The organism is Flavobacterium sp. ARAG 55.4 (assembly GCF_051846875.1).
Lineage (GTDB): Bacteria > Bacteroidota > Bacteroidia > Flavobacteriales > Flavobacteriaceae > Flavobacterium > Flavobacterium plantiphilum.
In genome coordinates, this window is sequence record NZ_JBPYCT010000002.1 from 314,123 (window position 1) to 325,162 (window position 11,040).

An 11,040-nucleotide genomic window follows, 5' to 3' on the forward strand; every position below is an offset into this window, starting at 1 on the left:
ATATTTTTAGTTTAAAAAGCACGGATTTCGATTCGTGCTTTTTTTGTTAAACTCATAGATTTGTCATTCCTGTGAATGTTAGTTTTTTTGATATACAGTTGTTTTTTTATCCCCAGTTTTTGAAATGATTCCATTGTCTACCGCTTTTTTTAAATCTCTACTAGCTGTTGCTGATGATAGATCTTTGAAGAAATTTAAATAATCCTTTCTTGTAAAAATAGATGTGAAATTTTCAATGAAAACTTGAATTCTTTCTTCATCAGAAAGTTTTTTTGTTGAATTATCTAAAAGCTCATTTAAAGATTCATCTATAATACCTAGCATATATTCAATAAATTTAGTTGATTTTCCTTCCTTGTCGGAAACGGATAATGAATTGTAATAAGCTTCTTGGTTTTTTGCTATTAATGTTTCGAAAGGCAAAAATTCAAAAACAGAATATTCTTCTTTCAAAATTAGAGTTTGCCACAATCTTCCCATTCTTCCGTTTCCATCTATAAATGGATGAATAAATTCCATCTCATAATGAAAAACACAACTTTTAATTAATGAGATTTCAGATTTATCTTTTAAATATTGAAATAAATCTTTCATTAAAAAAGGAACATTTTCATAAGGAGGTGCAATATGTTCTACTTTTGAACCTTTTACAATCCCAACACTTTTGGTTCTGTATTTTCCTGAATTTCCGATAAGATTTTTCATTAGCAGTTTATGTGCTTTTAAAAAATCTTTTTCAGAATGATGTTTAAGGGTATTTAAGTTTTTATAAACTTCTAAAGCATTCAAAACTTCTATTATGTCTTTTTGGGGACCAACAACTCTTTTGTTTTCTAATATTGCTGTGATTTGTTCTTCAGATAAAGTATTCCCTTCAATACTTAATGATGAATAGATTGTTTTAATCTGATTTTGTTTTCGTAAAGTTGGATTTGTCTTTACTAAATATTTAGCATTCACTTCCCCAATTTTTTCAGAAATGGAAGAAATATATTTTAAAATTACTGAGGTTATTTCGTATGGCGGTTTCATTTTGATACTATCATTTGATACTATCAAAAATAAAGATATAAATTCAATTTTATGTTTTTATTTTAATTCAATTAATTCTTTGTTGTATAAGTAGTTGTTTTTCAAATCATTTAAATCTTAATCCCACTAAAATCCTGATTTTTTAAGAAGTATTTTATACTTTTGCACTCTGATTCCAAAAAAGAAGGAATTCAAGGACTGAAATGACAAAGAAGAAAGTAGAAATTCTGGCTCCGGCTAAGAATCTGGTTCAGGGAATTGCCGCTATCAATGCGGGTGCAGATGCTGTATATATTGGAGCACCACATTATGGAGCGCGTACTAATGCCACGAATTCTGTGGAAGATATTGCCGAAATGGTCAAATACGCCCATTTGTTTAAGGCACAGGTTTTTGTGGTGATTAATACGATTTTGTACGATAACGAACTAGAAGATTGTAAAAAATTAATCTATCAATTATACGATATTGGTGTCGATGCACTTATTGTGCAGGATATGGCTATTATGGAAATGGATTTGCCTCCCATTGTGATTCATGCCAGTACACAGGCGAACAATCGTGACCCAAAACATGTGAAGTTTCTGAAAGATGTCGGGATGCAACGTGTGGTTTTGGCCAGAGAGCTGAATTTAGACCAAGTACGTGATATTGCTGCTGCAACTGATGTAGAATTAGAATTCTTTGTTTCCGGGGCATTATGTGTTTCTTTTAGCGGGAATTGCTATATGAGTATTGCGGGTGGAGAACGCAGCGCTAACCGTGGTTCCTGTGCGCAAAACTGCCGTTTACCTTACAATCTGATTGACGGAAACGGAACGACTTTATTGACCGAAAGTCATCTGCTTTCGATTAAAGATTTGGACTTAAGTGATCAATTGCCGGCTTTGATCGAAGCGGGAATTACTTCATTTAAAATTGAAGGTCGATTAAAAGATATTGTTTACGTAAAAAATAACACTTCGTTTTTAAGAAAGAAATTAGATGCTTTCTTAGAAAATAATGAGAATTTCCAAAAAGCATCTTCCGGTAGAACGTTCTATAATTTCGAACCGGAAATGGACAGAAGTTTCAACAGAGGCTACACCGATTATTTTGTAAACCAACGAAAAGAGAAAATTGGGAACTGGGAAAGTCCAAAATCACAAGGACAGCATATTGGTAAAGTAACAGAAATCAAAGCCAATGGTTATGTAATTGAAAATTCCGAAAAGCTGAATAATGGCGATGGTCTGTATTTTATCAATGCAGATGGAATTGCTGATGGAGTACAAATCAATATTATTGTGAATGATATTGTGGTGCCTAATACGTTCAAGAATATTCCGGTAGGAACAATGATTTATCGTAATTCGGATGCGGAATTTAACCGCATTGTAGAAAAAGAAAACGCTGCGGTTCGTAAAATTGGTGTTGAAATGCGTTTTGTAGAAACAGCAAATGGTTTTGAACTGATTGTTACCGATGAAGACGGTCATCAAAGTATTGCTAGTTTAGAAACAGCAAAAGAAGAAGCGAAAAGTGAAGAATCGGTAATACCAAATATCAAAAAGAACTTAGCTAAAACAGGAAACACACCTTTTATCGTGGATGCGATTGAAGTGGAATTCAGCAACAACTGCTTTTTACCTATTTCAAAGGTGAATGAAGTACGTAGAATTGCTTTGGAACAATTAATTGATATCCGTATCAACGAATACCACAGAGAAGAATTCCAAATCGTTCCTACGGATCATCCTTATCCAACCGAAAAACTGGATTTTACTTTTAATGTTTCGAATAAATTAGCCAGAGCTTTTTATAAAAGACACGGGGTAACTGAGATTGAAAAAGCCTTTGAATTGCAATGGGATCCGGGAAAAGCGCGTGTGATGACAACCAAATATTGCGTGAAATACGAGTTGGGTAAATGTGCCCGTTTCCAGCGAGATACTATGGGAGAAAAAGTAAAGGAACCGTTAACCTTGAAACATGGTGAAAACGAATACAAATTGAAATTCAATTGTAAACCTTGTGAGATGGAAATTTGGGAAAAAGATGCCGAATTTGAAATCATAGATCAGGACGAGCAATTGGATTATGTGAAAAGGAGATAATACCATTAGTTCGTCATTGCGAGATCCGGAAGCAATCACATAAAGTGAGACCCGCAACTGGAATTTTTTATACAGAAAGCTGCAACTAGAATGTTGTGGCTTTTTTGTTTTTAACAGTCCCGAATTCACGAACTATTTTTTAATTTTTTTACCGCAAATTTCGCAGATTATTAAAAAAAAAGCGTAGTGTAACTTTGTGTTTACGTTGTTTGTCACCCTGAGCTTGTCAAAGGGCTTTGTTTTGATTTTTTTGACTTTCGTAGTTTCTAAGAAAAATTATATTTCCAAAATACTAATTTCTGCTCCATTCAAATCAGTGGTGATATAGATTTGACAGGAAAGCCGTGTAGCTTCATCAGAATAGCCTAATTGTTCTAAAGTATTGGGTTCATTTCGGTCTTTTACGGCAGAATTTCCGGTAATTCCGGATGTTTTTACCACACAGGTGGCACATCGGCCTACGCCGCCACATTCGCCAAAACTTTCCAACTGTAATTCTTCCTTGAGCAAATACATCAAATTAGGATAGCTGCCATGACGCGTTGTAATGGTAATTCGAGTTCCGTTTTCTGTAACAGTGAAGTGGATATTTTTGAATTCTTTTTCCAAAGTTTTTAACCGCAAAGATGCAAATGTTTTTCGCAAAGTTTTTAAGTATCCTTTAGATTTCTAATTCAGGTAGATTAAATTTTTTACTAGCTTGTTTTCTTATTTCAAGTAAGTCTTTCTTTTTTATTGTATGCAAAAATTGGTTTTTTCGATAACAGTTACCATTTTTTAAGTCTAGTTTTATTCCGTTATTTAACTCATGTGCGTGAGGATTAGAAGGAAAAGGATCAGCGTCATATTTATGAATTAGCCAAATTAAACCATTAGATTTAATTTTGACTTTGTACTGCATCAATAAGTCCTGAGGAATTATATTTTTATTTGTATGCACTTTAAAAAATACAGTCTTAAAATCAAAGTCAGATAACACATTTTTTGCCTCATCTTCGTTGATTTCTAAATCCCAAAAGTCAAGTGGGTGTTCCCAGTCCAATTTATTTTTCAAAGATAGATATAGAGCATCAAAAATATCCTCTCTTAAAATCGACTTAGCATTAAGTTCTGAATAATGATTAGATAATTTATTTAATATTTTATCAAGATTCTCAATTCTATTTAGAGATTCATTTGCTTCCTCTTCAGAAATCATTTTTAAATTTTTAGAGTTGTTTAATAGATTACAAGTAAATCAAATGTATATATTAATTTTTATTCCGAAAAGACTGAAACGAATAACTTGGAAATAGCTCCAAATAAAAAACCGCAAATTCACAAATTAAAAATAATAATTTGCGAATTTGCGGTAAATAATTTTCTTCTTTTTGTAAGAATTTAATCCTTAGCAAAATTCATTGTAAGCATCTTGTAAGTTCTCAGCAATCATTTCAGCCGGGCGACCTTCAATGTGGTGACGCTCTAACATGTGAACCAATTCTCCGTTTTTGAACAATGCCATAGATGGTGAAGATGGAGGAAAAGGGAACATGTGTTGTCTGGCAGCATCAACCGCTTCTTTATCAACTCCTGCAAAAACAGTGATTAAATGATCTGGTTTTTTAGCTCCTTCTAAACTCATTTTAGCTCCCGGACGTGCATTTCTTGCTGCACAACCACATACAGAGTTTACCACTACCAATGTTGTTCCTTCCGCTTTAATAGCGTTGTCAACTTCTTGTGCACTATGTAAATCTTGAAATCCAGCTGAAGTTAATTCAGCCTGCATTGGGGTTACCATTTCTTGTGGATACATATCTTTTGTATTTTAATTTGTAAATTTTGAATAGGCAAAGTTACAAAGAATCTGCTGAACAAAATGGTTTGGATTATAAAGTTTTGTTATAGTTTAATAGCCGTTCTCGAAAGAGAAAACAGCGTATTTTTCAATATTAGAGATAACGTACCGCTTGGAATAGTGCTTTTATAAAAAGCCATTTAGGACATTTTAGAATAACCTGAATATCTTCAATTAGTGAAGTTTCTTCGTCCAGGAATTTAAAAATCAAAGCGGGATTTCGATTTTTAAACATCGAAGAAAAAATGCGGGAACCCAATTCGTTTTGTCGGTCCAAAATATCTAATAAAAGTAAATCATAAAACCAAAATTTAGTTTTGCGATGAAATTTCCTAAAATCCGTTTCCTGTTGAAGAAAAGTAATTAATTGCGATGATTTTTTATCGGAATTCTTAAAAGTATAACCCGTGCTGGCTTTCGTCCATCCACCGGCGGTACCAATGTTGAGCACTTTTTTAGTGTTTTTTTCCCAAAAAGGATAAGAAGTCATTGGGATACTTCCTTGTTCTTTTTCGATGATTTGGTAATTAGTAATACCAAGTTTTTTGATGTAGTTTTCTATTTCGGCTTCGTATTCCTCTTTTGCTAAAAGCGAATGTGAAAACAAAGTATATTCCAGTAAAGCTTCGGTTTTAGATGTTGGCAACACATACATAAAACGGGTGTTTCCTTTTTGAGATACTGAAAAATCCATAAACGTAGCCTGCTCCGGATTGAAAACGGCTTCTTCTGATATTATTTTCCAACCAATAAAATGCTGTTGCAAAACCGGAAATTTCGTTTGATTGCTTACAACAGCTTTGTTGTAAACGGAATTAAAAACCTGATCACAAGTAAAGGAATTGTTTTCGGTAGCCACGAAAACGTGATTTTCCAATTCGTTAATATCAGTTACTTTTTCATTTAAAAAAGTGATGTTTTTTTGTTTTGTAAGTAATTCAAAAACCAAATTGTAAAAATCCAATCCCTGAATCATTTTGTATTGATAGGGTTGAATTTCTAAATTTCGATTGAAATTTTCATTGGCAAACAAAGCCGAATCCCATTTTTTTGAAACGATGGAGTCCCAAATTGCATTTTCTTTTTCCCAAAAACACCAGGTTCTGTCGTTGGTTTTTTTAGGATTTTCATCCAAAAGTAAAATGCTTTTGTCTTTAAATTTTTCGGATGAAACCATTTTATAGACGGTCATTAAAGCAGCGAGGCCTGTTCCGGTAAAAATATAATGGTAGTGTTTCATATTGGTTTTAGAAGATGCTTTCCAAAAGTAACCAATTATTTTATTTTCTCAAGAATTTCAAGTAAGTCTAGGGCTTTTAGATAGGAAGCTTGCTGGAATAAGATAGAATAGTCCGGATCTAAAATAGTCAATGTAGGATAAGTGACCTGATTGTTGCTGGTAGCTAATGCTGTTGCAAGTTCGTGAATACCGGTATTGGTTCCGGTGGGTTTGTATTGAAAGGTATGTTTGTTGAACGTAATGTCTTTTTTGTCTTCAGCATCTAAAGCGACAAAATAAAAGCTATCGTTCAGTATGGAGATAATTTCAGGATTTTTAAAAGTGGAATTCTCCATCAATTTGCAGTATTTGCACCAGGAAGTATGGGTGAAAACGACAAAGGGTTTTGGGTTTTTTACGGCTAATTGTTCGGCTTCTTCAAACGTATGGGTTTTCAATTGGGCAAAACCGGATGGAATCGCCCAAAAGAAAATTAATAATATGAATAGCCTTTTTTTCATTACTTTAAAGTATATCGCAAGCCAAAGAAACTTCGGATTCCCTGATTCGGTCCATAAACATAGCCGGGGTCAAAAGTTAAGGCATACGGATTATCTGCTGTGTCGACTACCTGACCATTTGGAACAAAATTCCCTTTTTGGCCATAATTATTAGGATCATTAGTATTGCCGTCAGAAACTTTCACATTATCATCAAATGGATCGTTGGCGCGCGCAATAATAAACGGATTCCCTTTGTTAGGAGTCCAGTTCAACAGGTTTTTGATTCCGGCGTAAATTTCGATATTTTTAAATTTATTAAACGTAAACTGAATGTTTTGAATACTCCAGGTTGGAGAATAATCTTTTCTTGGATCCAATTCTCCCAGAGTAGGAAGTCGCATCGGGCCGTATAGATTTCCGGTATAGTCAACATCCAGGAAAAGTTTGTTAATCCGATATGAAATTGCCCAGGTTCCTGTGAATTTTTCGGTTAGTATCTGGCGGGTTTTTATTCCGTTTTCGGTTTTGGATACATCCATATAAGTTGCTCCTACAATGACTTTCAGTCCGTTTTGAAAAACCATATCGATATTGGTACTAATTCCTTTGGTAACCGCATATCCGTCCAGATTTTTATAAATAATCTGATTCGGATTAGTATCATAATCAGGTATAATTGAATTGGTAAAATGCGTGGACCAGGCCGAGGTTTCCAAGCCGATGAAGTTTCCGTTGTTGGTGAAAATTTTCTTCAGGTAGTTTAAATTCGCATTGTAAGAACGCTCGGGTTTTAATTCTTCTAAAATTATTACATCGCGAGATCCGGTCAGTGCTGCATGTTCTTCGGTAAATAAGTTGACTACTCTGAAACCGGTTCCGGTATTGAATCGAACAATGTTATTATCGTTGATTTTCAATTTGTAAGCCAGTCTGGGTGTAAAAATAGCACCGTGATTGCGGTTGTAATCATAGCGTGCGCCTAAAAGCAATTTGTGTTTTTCGGCTAAAGCTATTTCGTCCTGAACAAATAAACTCGGAATCCAATTGATACTTTCCTCTGCTGTTGCAGGCGTATTGTCGTTATAATATTGATAACGTAGGGCTGTTCCAAAGAGCATATCATGTGATGCTATTTTTTTATCCCAGGTCAACTGTCCAAAACCAATACGTTGTTTTGCCAGATAAGGAATATTGCCATACACCGAATTTTGATCGTGGTCGGTGTAAGAGAAGGAGAATAACATTTTTTCTGAAAAAGGCAATTCATAAGCTCCTAATATTTCCCAGCGTTTGGTATAGATACTTTCTCCGTACACTTCGTCACCACCACGGTATTTTTTCTCCCATTGCATTTCTCCGCCCCAGCGGTCTTCATAAAAATAACGCCCTGCTACCGAAAGCAATTTGTTGTTTTTTCTATTGAAATTCCATTTTTGAAAAACGGAAATCCGATCCTGTAAAGTCATATCGGTAAAATTATCGTGATTGTTGTCAATCGGATTGCTGTAATTAAAATAATTAATTCCGGTTAATACTGAAGCTGTTTTACTGACGTTTCCTTTGAAACCCAAATCAAGATTAAGCTCTCCCCAACTATTGGTAAAAGCATCTGCAGAAAAAGCAGGAGCATTTTTAGGATTTTTGGTAATAATGTTGATTAATCCCCCTACAGCTTCACTTCCGTACAGAGAGGAAGCGGGTCCTTTTACAATTTCAATACGCTCCAGCAGAGAATTTGGGATTCCGGATAATCCATAAACGGTTGAAAGTCCGCTTACTATTGGCATTCCGTCAATTAAAACTAGGGTATAAGGACCTTCTAATCCGTTGATGTGAATATCCCCCGTATTACAAACATTGCAATTCAATTGCGGACGTACTCCGTTTACATTCTGCAAGGCTTCAAAGATATTTGACGTCGGATTTTTTTTAAAAAAAGCGGGTTTATAAACCTCCACCGGCACAGGACTTTCCAAACGGCTGACCGGTTTTAATGTTCCGGTAATCACGACTTCGTCTAAGGTGTTGCTTTCTTTTAGGTCAAAATTTAAAATGATTTCAGTAGTGTCTGTTACCATGATTTTTTTTGTCCGGGTTTTTAAACCGGTATATGAAACCACCATTTCATGATTTCCCGGCATTATTTTTTGAATAAAATAATTACCGTCTTCATCACTGATGGTTGCGATTTTCGAATTTTTAAGTGAAATGTTGGCATATTGTAATGGCATGCCTTCAGAGGATACTTTTCCTTTTATGGTGGTCTGAGCAAATAAAACAGTATTTGTTAATAGAATACCGATAAGTAGAATTAGATTTTTCACAATTATATTTTAGATTGACTTATTAATTAAATTTAGACAAATCTAAAAATAATATTTGATTAACAAAATAAAGTTTGAAAATAATTTAGAAAGCCAATTGTTGAAGTTATAAATGGATTCTTTATCAAAGAAAAAAAGGCATACAAAATTGCATGCCTTTTACTATAAGTTACTTTTAAATTAGTGTCCGGAACTATTCTCATGACCAAAAATGGTAATTCTGTAGGGAGTAGCTGATGTTTTTATTTTAGTAGTAGCCAGACTGGAAAGATTAACTTTTAATAATTCTCCGGTAATTGGCGAAGTGATATAAGCAAACCTTTCGGTTAATTCCAATTGCGGTTTTTGTGTCGAATCTTCAGCAGTTGCTGAAATGATATTAGCAGTTTTTTCAGCTTGTAAACTGTTCAAATCAAATAATCTGAATTCTCCTGAATGCAAAAGGATTCCCAGTTTTTTATGATTGTAACTCACTTTACACTGCATGATTTTTGTGCTTTCAAAAACAGGAGTAACAGTTTCATTAGACACATCAATTAAAAAAGCACCTTTTGCAGCGGTATAACCTATAAATTTTCCAGGATAAGCAGTTTCCAGAATACTACCAAACCAGGCTGTTCCAAAACCTTCAGGATGAGGAATTAATTTTTGATTTCCATTACTTTCTACCACAAGAATTCCACTTGCAGAACCAAAAACCGCATAAGTTCCATCGGTAGCGTTTCCGTGAATTCCCTGTGTAGCCAGTTTTGCAGCGTGAACAGTTGCTCCCGTGTTATCTATAATTTTTACTTTTTCGGGAAGTGTTCCTGCAATAGAATTGTCTTTTACAGTAATAGCATAAGTACCATTAGAGAAAGTGGCCATTGCGCCGTGATGTGCTGTAAGTCCGGCACTGATAGTTTTAAATGTTGCTCCTATGGTATGAATTTCAGATTCTTTACCAACAGATAAAGTGCCATCACCATCATTAAATGTTAATAGCTCTCCTTTTTTACTCTTGAAATGCGTTGGTGAAAGCGATGTTCCTGTCAAAGCTCCAAATTTTGGTGTTCCTTTGGTATCTACATGATCACCGTGGAATTCAAATCCGCTGTCGAAAGTTTCAACGGTGTTGTCGGCTCTGTGAATAATTGCGGCAAATCTTCCGGATTCTGTAGTGTACAATGCCGATTTTGGAAATTTAGCATTGAAAAATGATGCTGTTCCGTCTACCGGATTTATAAATGAAAGTTCAGTGGTTTTTTCGTCAGAAACCAATACTCTCAGGTATTTATATTCCTGTGAAGTTTCGTCATCATGATGGTCATGTTCATGATCGTCATCATTGCTACAAGATACAGCAAAAGCAGATAAGGCAAATAAAAATAATAATTTTTGAAATTTGTTTTTCATTGGATATTTAGATTAATTATGATTTTTTATTGAACTGAAATAGAGAAAGAAACTTCGGCATCAGTAGAACCGGCTGCATTAGTGATGTCTCCGGCAGCAACGTTAGCACCCGATTTGTTGGGCTCATGTCTCAGAGTAATGGTTAAGGTTCCAGAAGAAGCTTCGGTTGTTACAAAAACAGATTGCAGACCAATAGGTTTTTCATTGCTGTCAAAATTACTTGAAGTTGTTGCGTACGTAAACGGATTCAAAGTTCCTGTTGTCTGATAAAAAAGTTGGTGATCTAAAGCTTCTTCCAGAATTTCAGCAGTAATATCTTCGGCAGGATTTACCAATTCATTTTTAAATGTTACCGTTCCGTTATAGGTTTTGTTTTTTGAAAAAGGACCGGAAACAGTAATTTGCGGAGGATTTGCACCTTCACCATCTAAATCTTTGTATTGTAAAGTTACCGCTGTTCCGCCACCTGCAGGAGTGTAAACAGCCGTAACTGTTGTGATTAATTCTTCCTCGTTTACTGGGGGAGCAGGATTGTCATCATCGTTGCTACAGGATGAAAAAGTTAAGGCAGTTATTACGGCAAGAGCATACAATCTAAATTGTTTTGATTTCTGAATTGTTTTCATTTTGT

The 11,040-nt window shown here is 34.7% G+C and carries 10 protein-coding genes; 1 reads left to right on the forward strand and 9 read right to left on the reverse strand.

The genetic code is table 11. The annotated features are described in order from the left end of the window. Nucleotides 1-78: 78 nt before the first annotated feature. Nucleotides 79-1,032, reverse strand: coding sequence for a Fic family protein (locus tag ACSV4D_RS03500; protein ID WP_439227165.1), 954 nt, complete (start codon nucleotides 1,030-1,032; stop codon nucleotides 79-81). A gap of 203 nt (nucleotides 1,033-1,235) precedes the next feature. Between ACSV4D_RS03500 and ACSV4D_RS03505 the strand changes: the two genes are divergently transcribed. Then, entirely contained in the window at nucleotides 1,236-3,128 is a 1,893-nt protein-coding gene (locus tag ACSV4D_RS03505) for a peptidase U32 family protein (RefSeq protein WP_439227166.1), read from the forward strand. Nucleotides 3,129-3,404: 276 nt separating this feature from the next. Here ACSV4D_RS03505 and ACSV4D_RS03510 read toward each other — a convergent pair whose 3' ends face one another. From ACSV4D_RS03510 to ACSV4D_RS03545, 8 genes are all read right to left on the reverse strand, one after another. Beyond that, nucleotides 3,405-3,737, reverse strand: a complete 333-nt coding sequence (locus ACSV4D_RS03510; RefSeq protein WP_439227167.1) for a 2Fe-2S iron-sulfur cluster-binding protein — start codon at nucleotides 3,735-3,737, stop codon at nucleotides 3,405-3,407. 52 nt (nucleotides 3,738-3,789) lie between these two features. After that, a complete protein-coding gene (locus ACSV4D_RS03515) occupies nucleotides 3,790-4,326 on the reverse strand; it encodes a hypothetical protein (RefSeq protein WP_439227168.1) in 537 nt (178 codons plus the stop codon). Nucleotides 4,327-4,515: 189 nt separating this feature from the next. Further along, nucleotides 4,516-4,926, reverse strand: a complete 411-nt coding sequence (locus ACSV4D_RS03520; RefSeq protein ID WP_439227169.1) for a BrxA/BrxB family bacilliredoxin — start codon at nucleotides 4,924-4,926, stop codon at nucleotides 4,516-4,518. A gap of 136 nt (nucleotides 4,927-5,062) precedes the next feature. Then, entirely contained in the window at nucleotides 5,063-6,208 is a 1,146-nt protein-coding gene (locus tag ACSV4D_RS03525; protein ID WP_439227170.1) for a lycopene cyclase family protein, read from the reverse strand. Between the two features lie 35 nt (nucleotides 6,209-6,243). Beyond that, entirely contained in the window at nucleotides 6,244-6,708 is a 465-nt protein-coding gene (locus tag ACSV4D_RS03530; protein ID WP_439227171.1) for a thioredoxin family protein, read from the reverse strand. Further along, complete coding sequence (locus tag ACSV4D_RS03535) at nucleotides 6,708-9,014, reverse strand: TonB-dependent receptor (protein ID WP_439227172.1); 2,307 nt, start codon at nucleotides 9,012-9,014, stop codon at nucleotides 6,708-6,710. The genes ACSV4D_RS03530 and ACSV4D_RS03535 overlap by 1 nt, the downstream gene beginning before the upstream one ends. A 180-nt stretch (nucleotides 9,015-9,194) precedes the next feature. Continuing rightward, nucleotides 9,195-10,409: a hypothetical protein gene (locus ACSV4D_RS03540; protein WP_439227173.1), complete on the reverse strand. Its 1,215-nt coding sequence runs from the start codon at nucleotides 10,407-10,409 to the stop codon at nucleotides 9,195-9,197. 26 nt (nucleotides 10,410-10,435) lie between these two features. Beyond that, nucleotides 10,436-11,035, reverse strand: coding sequence for a type 1 periplasmic binding fold superfamily protein (locus tag ACSV4D_RS03545; RefSeq protein ID WP_439227174.1), 600 nt, complete (start codon nucleotides 11,033-11,035; stop codon nucleotides 10,436-10,438). Between the last annotated feature and the right edge of the window lie 5 nt (nucleotides 11,036-11,040).

Coding starts and splice junctions, on each gene's coding strand:
- ACSV4D_RS03500 (WP_439227165.1), bottom strand. CDS start 1,032: ATGAAACCGCCATACGAAATAACCTCAGTAATTTTAAAATATATTTCT.
- ACSV4D_RS03505 (WP_439227166.1), top strand. CDS start 1,236: ATGACAAAGAAGAAAGTAGAAATTCTGGCTCCGGCTAAGAATCTGGTT.
- ACSV4D_RS03515 (WP_439227168.1), bottom strand. CDS start 4,326: ATGATTTCTGAAGAGGAAGCAAATGAATCTCTAAATAGAATTGAGAAT.
- ACSV4D_RS03520 (WP_439227169.1), bottom strand. CDS start 4,926: ATGTATCCACAAGAAATGGTAACCCCAATGCAGGCTGAATTAACTTCA.
- ACSV4D_RS03525 (WP_439227170.1), bottom strand. CDS start 6,208: ATGAAACACTACCATTATATTTTTACCGGAACAGGCCTCGCTGCTTTA.
- ACSV4D_RS03530 (WP_439227171.1), bottom strand. CDS start 6,708: ATGAAAAAAAGGCTATTCATATTATTAATTTTCTTTTGGGCGATTCCA.
- ACSV4D_RS03540 (WP_439227173.1), bottom strand. CDS start 10,409: ATGAAAAACAAATTTCAAAAATTATTATTTTTATTTGCCTTATCTGCT.
- ACSV4D_RS03545 (WP_439227174.1), bottom strand. CDS start 11,035: ATGAAAACAATTCAGAAATCAAAACAATTTAGATTGTATGCTCTTGCC.